At 43.5% G+C, this 17,972-nt stretch carries 20 protein-coding genes; 12 read left to right on the top strand and 8 right to left on the bottom strand.

What is annotated here, in order from left to right:
- Nucleotides 1-60 precede the first annotated feature (60 nt).
- On the top strand, nucleotides 61-1,428 hold the full coding sequence (locus QUA24_RS24635; RefSeq protein ID WP_333232817.1) for a hypothetical protein: 1,368 nt from the start codon (nucleotides 61-63) through the stop codon (nucleotides 1,426-1,428).
- Between the two features lie 70 nt (nucleotides 1,429-1,498).
- Here the strand turns inward: QUA24_RS24635 and QUA24_RS24630 are convergent, their stop codons facing one another.
- The 3 genes from QUA24_RS24630 to QUA24_RS24620 all read right to left on the bottom strand — a co-directional run bounded on the left by QUA24_RS24630 (nucleotide 1,499) and on the right by QUA24_RS24620 (nucleotide 3,455).
- Entirely contained in the window at nucleotides 1,499-2,341 is an 843-nt protein-coding gene (locus QUA24_RS24630; RefSeq protein ID WP_333232815.1) for a YheC/YheD family protein, read from the bottom strand.
- 85 nt (nucleotides 2,342-2,426) lie between these two features.
- Nucleotides 2,427-3,116 (bottom strand): ImmA/IrrE family metallo-endopeptidase, encoded by a 690-nt coding sequence (locus QUA24_RS24625; protein WP_333160792.1) that lies wholly within the window; start codon nucleotides 3,114-3,116, stop codon nucleotides 2,427-2,429.
- A gap of 15 nt (nucleotides 3,117-3,131) precedes the next feature.
- Entirely contained in the window at nucleotides 3,132-3,455 is a 324-nt protein-coding gene (locus tag QUA24_RS24620; RefSeq protein WP_172189318.1) for a helix-turn-helix domain-containing protein, read from the bottom strand.
- Between the two features lie 254 nt (nucleotides 3,456-3,709).
- On the opposite strand from QUA24_RS24620, the gene QUA24_RS24615 reads away from it, so the two are divergent.
- The 6 genes from QUA24_RS24615 to QUA24_RS24590 all read left to right on the top strand — a co-directional run bounded on the left by QUA24_RS24615 (nucleotide 3,710) and on the right by QUA24_RS24590 (nucleotide 8,033).
- Nucleotides 3,710-3,976 (top strand): hypothetical protein, encoded by a 267-nt coding sequence (locus QUA24_RS24615; protein ID WP_006634886.1) that lies wholly within the window; start codon nucleotides 3,710-3,712, stop codon nucleotides 3,974-3,976.
- Nucleotides 3,977-4,070: 94 nt separating this feature from the next.
- A complete protein-coding gene (locus tag QUA24_RS24610) occupies nucleotides 4,071-4,772 on the top strand; it encodes a hypothetical protein (protein ID WP_172189320.1) in 702 nt (233 codons plus the stop codon).
- A gap of 59 nt (nucleotides 4,773-4,831) precedes the next feature.
- Nucleotides 4,832-5,200 (top strand): hypothetical protein, encoded by a 369-nt coding sequence (locus tag QUA24_RS24605; protein WP_333232812.1) that lies wholly within the window; start codon nucleotides 4,832-4,834, stop codon nucleotides 5,198-5,200.
- 56 nt (nucleotides 5,201-5,256) lie between these two features.
- Nucleotides 5,257-6,234 carry a hypothetical protein gene (locus tag QUA24_RS24600; RefSeq protein WP_333232810.1) on the top strand — a complete coding sequence of 326 codons (978 nt, stop codon included), beginning with the start codon at nucleotides 5,257-5,259 and terminating at the stop codon, nucleotides 6,232-6,234.
- A 76-nt stretch (nucleotides 6,235-6,310) separates the two neighbouring features.
- Nucleotides 6,311-7,390, top strand: a complete 1,080-nt coding sequence (locus tag QUA24_RS24595) for a hypothetical protein (RefSeq protein ID WP_333232808.1) — start codon at nucleotides 6,311-6,313, stop codon at nucleotides 7,388-7,390.
- A 361-nt stretch (nucleotides 7,391-7,751) separates the two neighbouring features.
- On the top strand, nucleotides 7,752-8,033 hold the full coding sequence (locus QUA24_RS24590) for a YiaA/YiaB family inner membrane protein (RefSeq protein ID WP_190739554.1): 282 nt from the start codon (nucleotides 7,752-7,754) through the stop codon (nucleotides 8,031-8,033).
- Between the two features lie 94 nt (nucleotides 8,034-8,127).
- On the opposite strand, the gene QUA24_RS24585 is transcribed toward QUA24_RS24590, so the two are convergent.
- The 4 genes from QUA24_RS24585 to QUA24_RS24570 form a co-directional block, all read right to left on the bottom strand.
- Complete coding sequence (locus QUA24_RS24585; RefSeq protein WP_333232806.1) at nucleotides 8,128-8,598, bottom strand: ferredoxin; 471 nt, start codon at nucleotides 8,596-8,598, stop codon at nucleotides 8,128-8,130.
- An 80-nt stretch (nucleotides 8,599-8,678) separates the two neighbouring features.
- Nucleotides 8,679-9,065: a DUF1257 domain-containing protein gene (locus QUA24_RS24580; RefSeq protein WP_333232805.1), complete on the bottom strand. Its 387-nt coding sequence runs from the start codon at nucleotides 9,063-9,065 to the stop codon at nucleotides 8,679-8,681.
- Between the two features lie 40 nt (nucleotides 9,066-9,105).
- Nucleotides 9,106-9,315 (bottom strand): DUF2997 domain-containing protein, encoded by a 210-nt coding sequence (locus QUA24_RS24575; protein ID WP_015176940.1) that lies wholly within the window; start codon nucleotides 9,313-9,315, stop codon nucleotides 9,106-9,108.
- 379 nt (nucleotides 9,316-9,694) lie between these two features.
- A complete protein-coding gene (locus QUA24_RS24570; protein ID WP_333232803.1) occupies nucleotides 9,695-10,567 on the bottom strand; it encodes an ABC transporter permease in 873 nt (290 codons plus the stop codon).
- A gap of 182 nt (nucleotides 10,568-10,749) precedes the next feature.
- Here QUA24_RS24570 and QUA24_RS24565 point away from each other — a divergent pair, with 182 nt between their 5' ends.
- On the top strand, nucleotides 10,750-12,078 hold the full coding sequence (locus QUA24_RS24565) for a pitrilysin family protein (protein ID WP_333232801.1): 1,329 nt from the start codon (nucleotides 10,750-10,752) through the stop codon (nucleotides 12,076-12,078).
- Between the two features lie 490 nt (nucleotides 12,079-12,568).
- On the top strand, nucleotides 12,569-13,597 hold the full coding sequence (locus tag QUA24_RS24560) for a C39 family peptidase (RefSeq protein ID WP_333232799.1): 1,029 nt from the start codon (nucleotides 12,569-12,571) through the stop codon (nucleotides 13,595-13,597).
- A 192-nt stretch (nucleotides 13,598-13,789) separates the two neighbouring features.
- Here the strand turns inward: QUA24_RS24560 and nadC are convergent, their stop codons facing one another.
- Complete coding sequence (gene nadC, locus QUA24_RS24555; RefSeq protein WP_333232797.1) at nucleotides 13,790-14,653, bottom strand: carboxylating nicotinate-nucleotide diphosphorylase; 864 nt, start codon at nucleotides 14,651-14,653, stop codon at nucleotides 13,790-13,792.
- A 211-nt stretch (nucleotides 14,654-14,864) separates the two neighbouring features.
- Between nadC and vapB the strand changes: the two genes are divergently transcribed.
- The 3 genes from vapB to QUA24_RS24540 all read left to right on the top strand — a co-directional run bounded on the left by vapB (nucleotide 14,865) and on the right by QUA24_RS24540 (nucleotide 17,902).
- Complete coding sequence (gene vapB, locus QUA24_RS24550) at nucleotides 14,865-15,080, top strand: type II toxin-antitoxin system VapB family antitoxin (protein WP_333215483.1); 216 nt, start codon at nucleotides 14,865-14,867, stop codon at nucleotides 15,078-15,080.
- 2 nt (nucleotides 15,081-15,082) lie between these two features.
- A complete protein-coding gene (locus tag QUA24_RS24545; RefSeq protein WP_333232795.1) occupies nucleotides 15,083-15,469 on the top strand; it encodes a type II toxin-antitoxin system VapC family toxin in 387 nt (128 codons plus the stop codon).
- A gap of 249 nt (nucleotides 15,470-15,718) precedes the next feature.
- Nucleotides 15,719-17,902 (top strand): hypothetical protein, encoded by a 2,184-nt coding sequence (locus QUA24_RS24540; protein ID WP_333232793.1) that lies wholly within the window; start codon nucleotides 15,719-15,721, stop codon nucleotides 17,900-17,902.
- Nucleotides 17,903-17,972 lie beyond the last annotated feature (70 nt).

The following is a 17,972-nucleotide window of genomic DNA, read 5'->3' as shown; positions in this document are numbered from 1 at the left end:
CTTTTGTTACCTCTGTGGAAAAAATCCTGAAAGAATTTGGAGAAAACTATGTAATTAATTTTGTCTAGCTACTTACCTAATCATGCAGCTTATGTCGATGAAATGCTACTCCCACGACGAGTAATGCAGTTTGAATCCACTGATATTGTCACGATGTATTGCTATCTCTTTTGCGAGATTAAGCAGCAACTTGGAGAGGTAGCCAATCCTGAAATTACAGCATTAGCTGAGCGATTTCGTCAGCACCATCTCGGAAATCAAGACAGTCTTTTTGATGAACAGAGTTATGAGCAGGTGTTAGATATACTCAAGGATGCCTTAGAAACAATTGACCATAGCACGCCCATAAAAGATGCTGATTATTGGCAGTATTACGAAGCAATCAAATTATTTCTTTATGGCAATTGGCATCAAGCAGAAAATGGTGAAATTTGGGGAATTAAAAATTTTCATAGTGTTTGGGAGTCGATGTGTTTGACCCATCTAGTACAAATAGTCGATCCGTCATTGCTTCTGCACTTAGATGATCGCTATCTAAGTTCTAGAACCGTGCAAAGAGCCAAATCATCTGCTAAGCTTATTGACTTATCAAAGACTTTCAATATAAATGATGGTTATTCACTGAATCCCGATGCGCTCGTACTAACTTTGATTCCCCCTAACATCCAGGGTGAGAAGACTTATAAAGTGTCTGCTGATAATTGGGATGATTATGGCTATAAAACGAGCATTGATGGTATTTATATTAATCGCCGTGTGAAAGTTGGTTATATTGGTCAAACAACTGATAATCATACTATCAACAAGTTACGTGAATTATATAAGAGTGATACAAAACCAGGAGAACTGATTATTAATGATCCGTTACCCCAAAATTTTTACTCATTTTGGGAAATCGATTTTCCGCTCGCTATCGAAGATATCCATAAGATGTATTACTTCAATCATCTCTTTTATATAGCTATAAAAAACCAAATTACCGATTTTGATATATTTATGACAAAATTACGTGATTTATCCAATAAATCTAAGGTTTTTAAATCATCTGTTTTGAGAGATAAAAACACTGCTCATCTGAAAAAAAAATTCAATGATTTTATTCAACTATTTTTTAATCAATATGAAATTTATTTTGAAATAATCGATATCAAATACTTAGACACTAAATACTTCCGAGATCCCAACAAAATTGAAGAAATTAAACGTAGAAGTATCCGTAAACAGTTTGTCTATGAGCACTTGCTTCAAAAGACTTTAGAAAAGAGTAATGATCAATACAGTAATTTGAGTATTCGGAGTAGCTTTTGGCTCCCTAGCTACCTACCTGATGATTCAGAATTGTTACAAGATAGCTCGACTTTCATGGATGGCTACATTAAATTAAAAAATGTGAATTTTAAGTTGTTGGCTGAAACCTATCTCGCTTAAAGCCTTTCAGCTAATATACAGCTTACACCACATTCATCTAAATACGATCGACTACTTTCAAATCGAGCATTTACGGCTTTTTGTTAACAACCAAGCTATCCAGAATGCCTTTAAACATTGTTACGACAATTTGGCGATCGTTATCTCTCACAAAAATATCGTAATTGGGACTTGAGTTAATTTCAATCAACCAATATGATCCTTTTGTATCTAGCGCGATGTCAAGCCCAGCATAATTAATCGCAATTTCAGCAAAAACAGGTTTAACAAAATCTTCAATCTCAGACATGAGATTGGGGTTAATTATATGTTTGGCTTTTGCACCTTCCCAGTGCAGCGGGCTTAAATTCCCCGCAAATTTAGCCTGAGATTTGTCTTTCTCGTACAGCAAAACTAGCTTTCCTTTGCAGAATACAGCCCGATATTCGTGGGCAATTTCGATATATTCTTGAGCTAGCGCTACATGGTCATAATCTTTGCTGTTGACGTTAAATATAATTTCTAGGGCTTCTTTAATTTGCTCTCTAGTTTCACACAAAAAAACATTGTTGCCACCAGCACCGCGATTTCTTTTGAGAATCACCGGGAAAGCGAATTTTTGGTTTACTTCTAAAACAATTGATTCAATATCTGGGAAATTCAAATACTTTTTATACTTCTCCTCGCAGCGAGGCGAGACAAAACCGAGAGTTCTGGGAGTATTTATTTTGCCGTTTAATAGTTGATAGGTATATTCTTTGTCTTTAAAAATCTCTGCTACTGACGCGCTGTTAAATGGCGTCATGTAATTAACAAAATAATATTCTTCGCCGCCCTGTTTGAGTCTAATCAAGTTTTGGGAAGGATGCAGGATTTCGTAAGGGATATTTAATTCCTCACAAGCTGCCAGCAGGATTTCAATATTGGTTAGCATAAAATGTAACTTAATTAGAAATTAAATTTAAAGATTTGAGATTAGAGAATCGCTTCCCAATCTCAAACCTCAAATTATCGCAATTTTATCCGAACAACCGCTGCTGCCCGTTTGCCGCATCTTTCCCGGCATAAATCTCGCGCGTTCCCTTGGGAATATAAATCCAATCGAATTCTTGCAAGCGGTTTGTTAAATTGGAAATGCTCACTCCCAATTCATCTCTCATTTTGTATAAATGCGACCACTTAGTTAAATCGCGTCCCTGTCTTTTTTCCTCCAAAATACACCGAGGCATCAACAAACAGCTTGCAAAATATTGCGCTTGCCATTCGATCGACAAAACCTTATTATCCGCACTCGCACCCCGACAAACAAACGGTTCCTCGACATCAGACGCCGTTTGTCCTTGATTACCTAAGTTTAATTCCAACTGTTCCACAGTGCCGTCTGCTTCGTCTTGATTGACGTGTAGCACCCAGTGGCCGATTTCGTGGGCGATCGTCGATTCGATGAAACCTGGGGGTTTTTCGAGAATCTGTTCGTTGATTTCGATTAACCGCTGCTGCGGCAAAATCCTCGCCGCGATCGCACCTTCTTCATCCGGCTCAATGCACTCCCAAACTACGCCTAAATCCAGAAAATCAGCAACCGTTGTCGCATCAAAAGGCCATCTCGGAGCAAAATTTTGCGTTTTCTGCATCTGCATCAAGATGTCATTTGCCAAACGCTCGATCGTTTCTTTGGGATAGAAGCAATACGGTTTAAAAATACTCACTATGAGGGGCCTCTCTTACGCTTCAAAAGATTGTTTGAGCCAATCTGGATTTTCTTGCATCCGGCGGAAAAGAGCCTGCATTTCCTTCGGATTCTGCTTCAGCAGCGCTTCGTACTGCTGCGGTAGTCTCCCCGCCAAGAAAATCAATTCCTCTTCGTTTATGTCTAGATTTCGCGCTAATGCTCGGATTACGTCCTCTTTTGGCGCATAATCCGCTCGATCGTTCTCCAACTTCGACAAATAAGTAAAATCCACACTTAGCATAGCTGCTAGCTCACGTTGTGAGTAAGCTTTGTCCTTGCGAGCTTGACGGATCAGTCTTCCAAATGTTTGTTCCACGGTTTTTTGCCTCCTGACAAGCATTCTAGCCTGTTTTGATGAAAAGTTCAACAAAATACTTGACGGGAAAATCAACCCGCGCTACCATGAGGTTAGTTGACGGTTTAATCAACCCGTAGAGCCTGACTGGTAGGGTTAAGGGTGCAAATTATCCCAGCCAACACGCTACATATAGCGTTGTCAACTTCAGAGGAGTGAGAAGCGCTGGGCGTCAAAACGCTTGTACGCAGCAAATAAGGAGGAGCAGATCGCAAATGCTGAGAACCTGGACAGACACGCATTACAAGCTCGAAGACGATGACTGGCTATACATCGCCACCCACGAAGAACAAAGCTCAGCCTCACTGGTTTGTCCCGGCTACGCGCGGGATGGCGAAGGCTTCAGCATCCACTTCACCCCAGCGCACCTAGAAACATTAGAGCATTTGCTCGCCGCGCTGCGGATTATCAAAGCTCAACAAGAGGCGATGCTTGAGTATACCTATCCAGAACCAAAAGCGACAACACATCTGATTAGGTAATCGAAGTTCGGCTACGAGCAATGTACGAGATTTAACGGATTACCAATTACCAATTCGCCGTAAAGCAGCAATAAGAACTAAGGAAAAACCAACCATGACTAAAACACAAGAAAGACCTACATTTTCAGTATTTGGTGCCAAACCGAGCAATGCTTTGCTAGTACCGGAAATCCCAATCGCCGTCCGCAATAACTGCCAAAGTGGCCAGTGGGCGATCGGCGACACCGACTACGGTTCCAAGTGTTCCATGACAATCCTCAAATTTTCCAAATTCTTCGGCAGTTTAGGTCAAACTTCCCACACATTATGGGGTCAACTGTGGTTTGTCGCAGAAAGTGGCGAATTGCCGCAAGGAGTTGTCATGGTGACCTACATCAAAAACCGCAGCTTGAACGATTTTAACCGCTTGGTAGCATCAGTTCAATCTCGCGGGGTAGAGCCTGCAACCGGAATTTTTATTCCCGAATTTGTCAAACATTCCGGCCAAAAACCAGACGATAGCGGAGTAGTAAAACCGATCAACTACTACAGCTTAAAATGGTCTTGGAACGAGCGGAAAGATTGGGCAGTTATCGACCAAGCCGCAGCAGTTTTGTCAGATTCTAGCAATCAATCGCGGATGATTGACTTAGAAGGAACAAAAGCTATGGTGTGTTTAGATAACCTGCCGGCGCAGCAAGTTGCCTGCTTGATGGCTGCTCACGCTGGCGGTGAAAGCGATGCTATGGCTTTGAATTCCAACGGCAGTATGTCGCTACCGCCAGCCGAAGACCAATTAACTGCTGACTTGTTCTAATTTTGTTGTAAAGGCGCGATTAAATCGCGCCTTTACCATAACTGTTACAACAGAGTGAAATGAAGAAATTAACGAATCTGAAAACCCAATCCAACCTCCAAGAAAGCCGTTTGAGAGAGAATCTGGAGCTGCTCGACCAAATTCGGGCAGACGCAGCTAACGACATCGAAAGTCTTACCCAAGACTTCCAACACATGACTTTAGTTGCCGAATCAGTGCAGCGGAATTACCGAGCTTTGTTAGCCGAAAATCAATTGCTAAAAGGCGCACTTTTGAGTATAATTGATGAGTGCGCCTGCTGGGAAGGAAATCGGTGCGATAGCTGCTGGAAACTTCTCAAAATTCTAGCCAGCGATAATTCAGAAGAAAAACCCGACGCAGCCAGCAAGTACCGTTCCATTCTCAGCCAACTCCGCAACTTAGAATAACTGAAAACGTTTCAGTCACAAGTGTCGAAAAGTTATAATCAGGAGAAGCAAACATTATGACAATAGCAACTGCCAAGGATAGCAAAGCCCAAATTTTGCAAAACTTTCAGCAGATTTTAGCAGATAAAAAAAAGATCGAATCCAAAGTCGAAACCAAAGAACAGTCAGCCGAAAAAGCCAAAAACAAACAACTCCTCGAAGTCGCTTCTACCTACACAATTGACAGCATCGTCAAAGGCCTAGCCGACTTGCAATTAGATTTCGGCAGCACCATCAGCGGACTTTCGGAAAAACTGAAGGCGGAATCTTCCAAATTAGACGAATTAAAACGTGCGATCGAAATTGAAGCCCAACAATTGCAAGAGTTGCAGCAAATCCGAGTTGTAGCAGACGCCCTCCACATTTTAACTCAAGAGCACCGAGAAAAATTGACTCTGCTCGAACATAACAGCGCCAACCAGCGCGAACTGATCGAAAAAGACACCACCCAAAAACGCCAATTTTGGGAAAAAGAACAGCAAGAGTTTGACATAGCAATTCAAGAAGAGATTGCGCTAACAACAAAAGAACGCCAGCGGGAAACAGCAGATTATCACTACGAATTAGAACGCACCCGCAAAATCGAAACCGACGAATACGAAGAAACAAAACGCAAACTAGAACGGGAATTGCAACAGTCTACTCGCGAAAAAGAGAAAAACTGGGGAGAACGTGAACAAGTCCTGAGTGACAATCAACCTGAGTTTGAAGCAAATCAAAAGAAAGCGGCTGGATTTGAAGAAGAATTGAAACAGGCTTATGTTAAAGCCAAAGAAGAAGCAATTCAAGAAGTTTCTCGCGAAGCTAAGGTTAAGGGAGATTTGGTGGAGAAAGAATGGGAAGGCACTAAGCAAGGATATGAATTGAAAGCGCAATCTTTGCAGCAGACTATTGAGCGACAAACCGAACAAATTGCCGAAATTTCCGCGCAACTGCAAGCCACGATGAAGCAAGCGCAAGACTTGGCAATGAAAGCTTTTGTCAGCAAAGCTTAAAACCCAGTAAGGCGTGCAATGCCCACCTTATGGAAAAATGACAGAAATTTTCCCAACTATTAAGGAATGAAAAGTCATGAACAAAAGAGTTAGCGACAAAAGCACCAAGGCTGAAATTTTAGAAGCGTACAAGGAAGCAGCGCAAGAAAAAGCGCAGTTAGAATCGCAAATCCAACAGCTAAACGCTTCCCAAAAGCAAACAGCAGCCCCAGAAAAACCTATTGTGGAGGCAAAGAAACCCATGCCATTAACTCAAAATCAACAAAAAATGCAGTCCACAATTGATAATTTGATTTTGCTGCAATTTAGCTTTGGTGGCGCTGTCAGTGAGTTGTCGGAAAAATTAACTTCGGAAGCTGCTAAAGTCGAAGAATTGCGGCGCACTGTGGGCCATGAAATTCAACAACTGCAAGAGTTGCACAGTTTAGAAGATGTTGCAGAAGATACGCTGGACAATTTAATTCAACAATACGAAGAAAGCGCGAAAACTTTTGCTGGCGAACTCAGCGAACAGCGCGAAACTGTGGAACAGGAATTGTTGGAACGCCGGCAAGCTTGGGAAAAAGAGCAGGAACTCCACAAATTAGCTATTAAAGAACGCAATGAGCATCACCAAAAAGCTCGCGAGCGGGATGAAGAGTTGTATGATTATGATTTGAATCTTCAGCGAAATCTGGACATCGAAGAATACCAACAGCGCCAGAAAAGGCTGTATCAAGAAATCGAAGAGTTTCAGCAAGAACAGGAGAAACAGTGGGCGGAACGCGAAAAATCTATTTCGGAACGAGAAAAACTTTATGCTGAGGTTAAAGTGAAGGTAGAAGCTTTCCCGAAAGAACTGGAAGCTAATATCAAGAACGGGAAAGATAACGGCCGCAATATTGGCAATTATCAAGCTAAAGTTAAGGCGGATTTGTCTGCTAAAGATATCGAAGGGCAAAAGCAAAATTATGAACTGCAAATTCAAGGGATGTTGCAGACAATTCAAAATCAAGATGCGCGCCTTGCTAGCTTGTCGAAACAACTGGAGTCTGCTTTGAAACAGGTTCAAGATTTGGCGGTGAAGGCGATTGAGGGTTCATCGAATTTGAGTTCTTTCCAAGCAGTGAGGGAAATTGCGATCGAACAAGCGAAGACTCAGCAGAAAAATAAGTAGATCTAACTCGGCGGTTTAAACCGGGGCTACACAAACCAAGTAGATAAGAGTCGGGGCTTGAAACCGCTCAAAAGTCAAATTCTCGTCAGCGGAGGCGGAGTGGGAGAAGTAAGGTGCCGCCCGGCGCACCTTACGCTATTTTGAGAAAAAACTAGCTTTCCTTAGTGGAGTTTTCCAACTGTCTACTCCCACCCTGTCTTCCTTGAGCCTTAAACCCTATCTACAGCGTTCTAATTTTTAGTAAAAAGCCCGATCGCACTGTTCACTTATCGAAACTGTCCCCTGCTCTCCTGACCGCTTCAGTCGCACTATCTATTCTTTAAGTTAATGAACCAAAAGATATATTTGAGTTAGAGGCCCTATGCAGAAACAAATCATACGCCAAAAAGATACTAATGCTTGGATACTTCAGTGCTGGGTTTCTTTTATTCTTGCCATTTCCGCAACTACTGTAGGTATCATTTATTTACAAGTAGACCCCTGGCAGAAAGCTTTTATGGGTATGGGTTTAACTTTTTCAATCGGCTCGTCTTTTACTTTAGCAAAAACCATTCGCGATAACAACGAAGCAACAACATTAACTGCCAGAATCGACGAAGCTAGAGTTGAGAAAATTCTCGCTGAGCACCATCCTCTCAAATAAATTTGGCTATACAATGTATACAAAAAACAGCCCGCGCGGGCTGTTTTTGTTGTTTGAGCCACAGGTTTCAAGCTGTGGATGTGAATTGGGGATTTCAATGGCTACCTTTGAACTTACGATCGCGCAACTTATTCTTTTGGCGCTGGCGAATACCGGCCTTAACTGTCGCCATATCCACCGGAAAACCAACGACAGGCATCACCTGATCCTTGCGTTCTTCTTCCAGATTCTTGAGTTCGGTGTAATCCACCCAGTGAATGCAATTCACCGGACAAGTGTCGATCGCCTCAGCAATCAACTCTTCCGAATCCCCGTCTTGTCGAACTACGCGCGATCGACCGTAATCCGGTTCAATATAAAAAGTATTGCGAGCAACGTGAGCGCAGTGCTTACAGCCAATGCAGGTAATCTCATCAACATAGACACCTTTTTGGCGTAACACGCCGCCCAACTCCGGTTCCAAACCAGAGCGATCGGGCGCATCCCGCAAAAACCCCCCCAACTCCGGCTCTAAACCAGAGCGATCGATTGCTGTATCTATTCCGAGTCCAGAAAGCTCAGACATTTAGACCCCCACAATAGTAAATAAGTCCGCGCAGGCGGACTTTGATGAGACAAGATTGCAAAAATCTCGAAAAAAAATTATTAAGCGCACCAGCGTTGCACCACCAAGCGGAGCGAACCGTCTTGATTTTGCTTTTGCTCAGAAATTTGGAAACCCTGCTTAGCGCTTTCATTCACCACAGTATGGTAAGCGTAGCGCTGAGTCACCTTATTCAGAAAACGGTCTACAGACCAAGCTTGCTGCCAAAACTGCAAGTCAGCCACCAATTCATACTCAGTCCCGTTCCAGCTAAAACCTACGTCGTAGCCGTTTTTTTGCTCAATCACGACCTCAGCGGTGCTGGTTAGGCCGCGATAGCCGCGCACCTCTGTCGGGCCAGACTTCCACTCAATACCCAAGTCAGTTAAAGCAGCTTCCAAAGAATTCAAATTGCGGATCTGGGTCTTAATTTGGCTAAAGTGTGACATGGTGATTCCAAAAAAATTTAAGTGAACTCAACAAAAAAAATTACCAATCGCTAAAAGCCACTTGGGCCGTCGCTTCGGCTGATTGGTGCAGCGCTTGCGTGAAATATTCAGATGTTGACTCTTGGTGAAGCACCACGCCGAGCTGAGCTTCAATTGCAGCCGTTACCTCAGCACAGGAAGCACCGACAATGCCGGTGACTGTTTCCTGTACGCGGCCATCTGGATAGATCACAAACTCTAGTGTTTCCATAATGCGGGCTGACTGAATAGGAATATTGAGAACAGACACCGACACCAGCAAGCCAGGGACGATGCCTCCTGAAGTAGCTTCTTGAGAGTTGGCTGACTGACAAAGCGCTATATCAATTTTGACGAATTGATAGGTTTTGAGTCACAACTTAACAGAAGTTATTAATAGGTAGAAGCAATACATCAGTTGTATGTAAAGTTTCGCGTAGATTGTGACAGCAGTCAAGTCGGTCGATTTTAGATTTTAGATTTTAGATTTTAGAGGGAGGAGGAAGAAAGAGGGGATGAACCGCAGAGGGCGCAGAGGGCGCAGAGGGAAGAAGGCAGAAGGTAAAAGGCAGAAGGCAAAACGCAAAAATATAAATTCCCCCACTCCCCCTCTAATTCCCTCTGGGGTCTAAAGCGTCTCGCAGGCCATCCCCCAAAAGGTTGAAACCAAGAACAGTCAAGGTAATCAGCAAACCTGGAAACACGATCGTCCAAGGAGAAGAAAGAGCGTATCCGCCTTTAAAAGCATCGGAAAGCATTGTCCCCAACTCAGGAACCGGTGGCTGTGCGCCCAAACCCAAAAAACCCAAACCAGCAGCTTCTAGTGTCGCCGTACCAGTCGAAAGAGTTGCTTGTACAACTAGAGGCGCGAGACTTCCCGGCAAAATGTGGCGAAAAATAATCCGCAAGTCGCTGGCGCCCAAGGCCTTGACAGCCAAAACAAATTCTTGTTCCCGCAGAGACAGCACCATACTGCGAGTTAAGCGGATGTAAATCGGAATTTGCACGAGGCTGACGGCGATAATTACGCTTTGCAGGCTCGGCCCGGTGACGGTAACAACGCCGATCGCCAGTAAAATCGAAGGAAAAGCTAACAAAATATCGGCCAAAGTGCCGATCGCAATTTCCAGAAACCCCCGAAAATACCCCGCCACCAGCCCCAAAAGCGTTCCCACAATTAAACCCGCACCCACAGAAACCAGGCTGACGAGTAAAGATATCCCCAATCCGTGCCACACCCGCACCAACAAATCTCGCCCCAAACTGTCGGTGCCAAACCAATGTTTAGCGCTAGGAGCCACTAAGCGCGACAAATAATCTCGATCGACCGCCGAGTCGTAAGGGGAAAGTAGGGGGGCCAACAGTGCCGCGATCGTCAGCGCTACAGTCAAAATTAAGCCGATTTTCCCCGAAGTCGAGCGCCAAAATCGTTGAAAAGCTGCTTGTGGAAATATTAAGTTTTTATTCCATCTTCGATTTTCCATCTTTTGCTATCACAAAAAAACTGAGGAATTAAGCAACTATTAGGATAAATTAACGCTCGCGATCGCCCCCGACAACATCCCCAGCAACCATCAGCCGTGGGATCAATCTAAAATCTAAAATCTAAAATCTAAAATCGGATGACCCTTTAAGATATAGAGAACAAGATAAATTTAAAAGCACAATGACATCAACCCTACTCAAAACCTCAGCTCGATCGCCCCTCAACGCCCCAACAATCCGCCATTTCCCCAACGGCCTCACCGTTATAGCCGAACACTTGCCGGTCGATGCTGTTAACCTCAGCGTGTGGCTCAATTTAGGCTCAGCCGTCGAACCCGACGACATTAACGGCATGGCTCACTTTTTAGAACACATGATTTTTAAGGGAACTCCGAGCATTCCCAGTGGCGAATTTGAGCGCGCGATCGAGCAACGCGGCGCTGTCACCAATGCAGCCACCAGCCAAGATTACACTAACTATTACATCACCACAGCTCCTAAAGATTTTGCCGAACTAGCTCCTCTGCAAGTCGATGTGTTGCTCAACGCCAGCATTCCCGACGACGCCTTCGATCGCGAACGGCTGGTAGTGTTAGAAGAAATTAGACGATCGGAAGACAATCCCCGCCGCCGCACCTATCAGCGATCGATGGAATTAGCGTTTGAAGTCCTGCCCTACAAGCGACCGGTACTCGGCCCGACTGCCGTAATCGAACAGCTTACCGCCCAACAAATGCGGGATTTCCACAGCAGCCGATATCACCCAGGGGCGATGACAGCCGTAGCTGTAGGCAATTTGCCAGTCGAGCAACTAATAGAAATTGTCGCAGACAGTTTTGCTGCAAAAAGTACAGCACAAAACAACAAAATAAATGTGCCTGCTGTCAGCAACTTTCATCCAGAACCCCAAATCCTGAACTACGGCGAAGAATCGCCGTTTACAGAAACAGTCCGCCGCGAATTTGTAGACTCTGCCCTTCAGCAAGCCCGACTGATCGTGATGTGGCGAGTGCCAGGTTTCATGGAAATGTCCGAAACTTATGCCCTCGACGTTTTGGCGACAATATTGGGTCACGGCCGCACAACTCGCTTGGTTCAGGATTTGCGCGAAGAAAAAGGGCTAGTTTCATCAATTTCGGTCAGCAACATGACTCAGCGACTCGGCGGCGTATTCTCAATTTCCGCTCAACTACCGACAGAAAACTTGCCAGCAGTGGAAGCTGCGATCGTCCAACACATCCGCACTCTCCAAACTGAACTGGTGACAGATGCTGAAATTTCCCGCATCCGCACCCAAGTAGCAAATCGGTTTGTCTTTGGTAACGAAACTCCGAGCGATCGAGCAAGTTTGTACGGTTACTATCAGTCGATGGTAGGAGATATCGCTCCCGCCCTCAACTATGCCGCTTGCATCCAAGCTCAGACTGCCGAGGATCTCCGAGAAGCCGCCGTCAAATATCTCTCTCCCGACGCAATGGGTGTTGTGGTAATTCGCCCCGACGAAGCATAAATCTGACTTCGCCTCAACAGGGAAATTCTGCCATCCCTCTGCTTTTGAGGCATCCAACAGCATTCGGGATTCGGCAGAAACAATGTCAACGCGCACCAGGGATTTTTAGTCAATAGTGCGTGAAATTCGATCGGCCCGCGCCTTGAAGGTTTTGTATCAAATAATTAATATGAAGCCTTTAAGGTACGGGCGATCGGCAAAATTACCGTAATTTTATGAGACGATAAACTGGGAATTATTGACGAGCCAGCAATTTAGTCTAGATAAATCAGATTGAGCGGCGATCGTAATTCTAAAATCTAAAATCTAAAATCTAAAATCTAAAATCGATTGCTCGGCAAAATTACCGTAATTTTATGAGACGATAAACTGGGAATTATTGAGGAGCAAGCAATTTAGTCTAGGGAAACCAGAGTGAGCGGCGATCGTAATTCTAAAATCTAAAATCTAAAATCTAAAATCTAAAATCGATTGACAGGGGCACGCAAGCATGAAATTACAAAACTTTCTCAACTCAAACATTAGGTACGATGCCAAAGCAATTGCTGCAGACGACGAACTCAGTGCCCAAATTCAAAGCCGCCTCATTGACCTGGGTTTACTGAAGCCTCCCGTAGACGGAATTTTTGGCCCTCTCTCTACCGCCACCCTCCACCGATTTCAAACTCTGATGAAGTGCGGCGAAGCGGGTTTTTTGGGAGCAGTCACAGCCAAAAAGCTGATCGAAACCAAACCAGAGGACATTCCCACAAATCCCCTGATCCTGAAAACCCTCAGAGACACCATTTTTAAATCAAAACCGCTGGCGTCTTCTCAACTTCAGGACTCGGAAAAACAAGTAATACCAGCCGGAAAAGAGTTTGAGATCCTGGCTTATGCTCCGGCTCGCGGCCACATCAGAGTTGCTCTCCGCAACGAGTCTTTCAAAGGTTCAGGAATTTGGTATGTTTTCGGAGCACACGCTCAAATTAGTCAAGACAGCGTTCTGTTTTTTCCGAAACCGAATCCCCCAACTGTCAGGCTTGGCATTCCTTATTTATCGCAACTGGATAACTTGAATAATCCTACAGGTTCTTGCAATGTAACTTCATTAGCGATGTGTATGGACTTTTTGAAAGTGCCACGGCGCAAACAAAGCGGGCAATATGAAGACGAACTTTACGAATATGCGATCGCCAAAGGTTACAGTCGCTGGGACCCCTACGATTTAGCAAAGATTGTTAAAGATTACGGCGCTCAAGATTTCTTTACCGAGAATGCAACTATTGATGACGTTCAAGATTGGCTAGCCACCGGAAATCCCGCTGTCATCCACGGATACTTTACGTCTTTCGGTCACATTATAGTTGCATCAGGCTACGACAGCGAGGGATTCTTCGTCCACGATCCCTATGGTGAGTGGTTAGGAAGTGGCTACGATACAAGTGTCAGCGGTGCCTACTTGCACTATCCCTATCGCTTAATCCGCAGCGTGTGTATGCCTGACGGGAATTTTTGGGTTCATTTTATCTCTAAGTAATCGTTAAGAGTTATTAGTCATTAGTCATTAGTCATTAGCTAAGAGATAAGTTGCCTCTTGAATTTTTCGGCGATTCAAATCGCTTAAGAGTCAACGAAATCCGAGCAGAAGGGGGCTAAAGAGTAAAAGGGGTATTAAATCCTGATTTGGTATTAGCCATATTGTCTATCACTAATGACTGCTGACTAATGACTAATGACTATTAATTTTCATACTCAAATCCAGCCAAGTCGATCGCGTAATCGGAGCACTGGTAGAAATATAGTCCACTCCGGTTTCGGCTACACTTCTAATTGTTTCTAAAGTAACATTGCCGGAAGCTTCAATTTTTACCCGATCGCTCTTTTCGCGAATTATTGCCACTGCCTGCTGCATCAAATCACAGGACATATTATCTAACATGATAATATCGGCTTTGTGCTGCAAAGCTGTCTCTACTTCAGCGAGAGTTTCGGTTTCGACTTCGATCGTCAGCGGATAGGGGATAGAATTGCGAATTAGGGCGATCGCCTCTGCGATTCCCCCAGCCGCCGCAATGTGATTGTCTTTAATCATCACCGCGTCATCTAATCCCATCCGGTGATTACAAGCACCGCCGACTTGAGTTGCGTATTTTTCCAACAATCTCAATCCGGGCGTTGTCTTGCGCGTATCCACTAATTGCACGGGCAAATCGGCAATTTTGTCAACATATTTCTGAGTTAAAGTAGCGATGCCGCTCAAACGCATTGCCAAGTTTAATGCTACTCTTTCTCCGGTTAGCAGCGCATCGAAATTGCCGGAAATCTCGGCAATTACTTCTCCTTTTTCGCACAGTTTCCCTTCTGGTACTTGGGGGATGAAACTGAGGCTGCTGTCTAAAAGTTTAAATGTGCGATCGGCGATCGGCAATCCGGCAATGACTCCAGCTTCTTTGACTATCCATTTAGCTGTACCCTGGATGCTGTTTGCGGGAAATAAGGCCGATGTTGTGCGATCGCCCCTACCGATATCTTCTAGTAGCCAGTTGTGCAATAGGGAGTCTAAAACTATCCAAGGCGGTAATATTGCTGTCATGTTTTTGTTGGTTGTTATATCAAGATGATATCTATTAGGAACGATAGTCGATCGGGTAATTTTAGGCAAGTTGCAAAATAATGATGATGTCAGTGCGATCGGGATTTGGGTAGAGTGAGGGCGATCGGGCTAGATAATGGGGTATTCTGTTGCTGACTTTGGGTGTTAGTGCTTTAATGGAGTAGATGGGTATCGATCGCGAGAAGAAATCATGATACAGCCAGTCATTTTAGAAAAATTAGCAGAACTCCCTGAGTCTCTTCAGACAGAAGTGCTTCATTACATTGAGTTTTTGATTGAAAAGCAGGCTAAAAACTCAACCCAAGAAAAGCCGACCAAGCGAGGCGGACTTGGAATTTGGAAAGGTAAAATCTGGATGTCTGATGATTTTGATGAACCTCTTGAAGATTTAAAGGATTATATGTAAACATGAATATTCTACTGGATACCCATACTTTTCTCTGGTACTTGGAAGACAGTAAACAATTAAGTTCTCAAGCAGCAGAAATTATTGAAGATCGAAGTAATACTCTCTGCTTGAGTATCGCCAGCTTATGGGAAATTTCCATTAAGCTTGGTTTAGGAAAACTTAGCTTGCAAAACTCATTCTCTGAGTTAGAGGAAGTGTTGCAACAACTAAAAATAGAGGTTTTGCCAATCACATTTTCTGATACAGAGTGCTATCTTAACTTACCCCTGCATCATCGAGATCCTTTCGATCGCATTCTTGTGGCACAGGCGATTAATCATTCCCTTGTTTTGGTTAGTCGCGATGTGGCTTTTGATGCCTATGACCTTCAGCGGTTATGGTCATAGCTGCGGCGGGTATCGTGTTGACAAAGTTGGGTGTCGGTGATTTAATAGAGTGAGTTTGCTTTGTCGCAAGGAAAATTAGCGGCAAAAAAACAAGCTCATCTGATTTAGGAGCAAGCAGAGGCTTTGGGGTGGGCTACGAGGGCTAAGGGTAAGTTTGCTAGTAAATTTGGAAGTAACGAACTTGATAAATTAGAGTTCGGATTTGATTATTTCGCCTAAAAACTACATTCAAGCTACAAATACTCAGTTATGACTCACCTAAATATTTCTCCTCTCAACCGTCGCTCTTTTCTTAGTTATGTTGCTTTAGGTACTTTGGGTTTATTGACAAAAGACTTGCTTGATCCAGCTAGCGCTATGGCTGATAGCGAGGGATTAGGCAAAAATTTCTCTACCTTGGAGAACTATCATATTTTTGTTCCTTATACCACAGCCCGCAACGGAGGAAAAGAAACATTTACTTTGCGATCTGGAGAACCTTGTCAGGTAGCAATTCCCTCCAAAACCCAAGATAGCCAAGAGATTACCATCAAAGGGCGCGGTCAAGACGGTAAAGATATTACTGTAGTTTTGCATACCTTATACGATAGACAACTTAGAATAGCGGATCAAGTTTATCAAGAAATTGACAAAAATACGCAATTTATAGAAGAAGCAAGCAAAGCTAAATGCAAATTTGTTTATGAGCAAATCGAGGATGGTGAGTATATTGACGATGTGATTGCCTTGGATTTTCTTGATTATGTGATATCCTCCTCAAAGCTAGACAACAAAATTAAAGAGCGTTACCAAATCGCCAGTAACAATTCGCGCTTACTCGGAACTGAACAAGCCATTGAAATGGCATTAAGTCAATCTAAACTAACTGAGGCAGAAAAGAAACTAATTAGAGGGACTTTTGCCTCCGTCCGTGCCAGCGAACCGGTTCCTGACTTTAAGGCGCTCACAGATATTGACTCAATTGTTGCCGCGTCGGCACTTCCTTTAGAAATCAAGCAGAAACACTTTTTAGCCAGTACCAATTCAACAGCCTTAACAGTGGACATCATTCTTGTCAAACTGATCGAGGAAAACGAAAAATTAACTCCCGATCAATCGAAAAAGTACCGGCCAACTTATGAGCAGGTACGTGCTGGAAAAAGAGTAGAAGATGCAGCAGCTTTAACATCCCTAGACTCATTCATCAGTAATGCTGAAATTCCAGAAAATGCTAAAGTTATTTACTCAATAGCAAGGAAACAAAATTTTGATAATCAAGTGGCTTTTGGTAAAATAATTTATGATTTTGTCCAAAATTTTGTAGCATTCAAACAACTAAAGGATGATGCTAAAGAGGTTAAAGAAGCAGGAGCAGCAATTGTTCCAATAGCTACGAAAATACTAAGTCTACTTGGAGTACAAACAGCAACAGGTGTCACTATTAGTAGTTTATCAGGAGGGGCTGCAACCAACGCGACTTTAGCTGCTTTAGGTTTGGGTTCCGTCGCATCTGGTGGTTTAGGAATGCTGGGTGGTTTAGCCTTCGTAACAGGAGGAGCTGCGCTAATAGGAGCAGCAGGAATAGTGTCTATTGCGTTAGTCTCAGAAATGGATAGCAAAGACCAAAAAAATCTGGGAATTGCAATTGGTACAGGAACAATCGCCGGTGCTGCAACTGTTTTAGGTGCTTGGACTGCTGCGACTGCTTTGGGAGTAGCCGGTACATTGTCCGGTGCTGCTGCTATTACTACCACTATTTCGGCTCTTGGTGGACTCGGTTTAATCACGGGCGGTTCTGCTCTTGTTGCATGGGGTACTGCATATATGATTTGGTTATTGCTCAAATCTGAAAAGACTCGCGATTCATCTGAAAAGACTCGCGATTCATCCGTGCTGCACCAGTTAGAAACTCGAACCTACACCTATACTGAAAATATCATTGCGGATGATTTCGGAGATTTTTTACAAAAGAATGTAAGTCCAACAAATGGCATTAAAGATGGATTTTCTGCTCCTAATATTCCATTAGATAAACTATCCAAAGCGCTGTCTTCATGGCTATCTCTTGAGTCTGGAGAAAAAGTAATCGCTTTGATAGACAACAGTGTTTTTAAGGATGCCAAAGAGGGGGTTGTATTTACAAACGCAAAAATGGCTTGGAAAATAATTCTTTCAGATGCTCAGGTCATTAACTATGAAAACTTAGCAAAATTTGTCAAGGCGGAAAGCAAATTAACTTCACTGCTATCAGAGCCGAACCAGAAACAGGAATTGTCTAAGTTGAAAAAAGTAGTAGATATTTTGTCAGACGAGAAATACTCTACCAATTTATCTAAGTTGCAAGAGTTAGTAGCTATAGTGGGGAGTGACCAAAACTTATCGGATCTGGTTTCTAATGAGAAGTATAAAAACAAGTTGCCAAAATTAAAAAATGCAGTAGCTATTTTATCGTAACCGTTCAGGGGGTGCGCCTGAAGCGCACCACCCCAAGAGGAGTTTAAGCATCAATATGTTTGAGAGCTAA

Origin of the sequence: Microcoleus sp. Pol12B5, assembly GCF_036701335.1 — a bacterium.
Lineage (GTDB): Bacteria > Cyanobacteriota > Cyanobacteriia > Cyanobacteriales > Microcoleaceae > Microcoleus.
Note: the sequence above shows the minus strand (reverse complement) of the source record. Positions and strands in the feature narration are given on the sequence as shown.